Raw genomic sequence first — 272 nt, 5'->3', positions numbered from 1 at the left:
AAAAGCAAAAAATTCAGTTTCAGGACAAGTTTGGTTTGAAACAGGTGCTGGAGACTATGCTAACTCAGCTACAGGACCAAATAATAATAGTAAAGATCCAGAAGCTGCTGGTTATACAGTTGTTATGTCTTCATTAACTGAAGAAGGTGCCAAACAATATAAAGCTCAAGTTAATAGTTTACCAGAAAAAGAAAGAGCAGCAGCAGCTAAAGCATTATTAGAAGCAAATCCTGACTATATTTCAGCAACTGTTTATGGTGAAACAGATGATA

1 protein-coding gene is annotated in these 272 nt (G+C 35.3%); it reads left to right on the top strand.

The window, feature by feature from the left end; translation table 11 throughout:
* A partial coding sequence (locus tag LQ622_RS14970) for a hypothetical protein (RefSeq protein WP_239775476.1) occupies positions 1 to 272 on the top strand: 272 nt, incomplete at both ends.

It is taken from the genome of Mammaliicoccus sp. N-M50 (assembly GCF_022386995.1).
GTDB classification, from domain to species: Bacteria; Bacillota; Bacilli; order Staphylococcales; family Staphylococcaceae; genus Mammaliicoccus; species Mammaliicoccus sciuri_A.
This window is presented reverse-complemented; position numbering and strand designations above follow the sequence as displayed.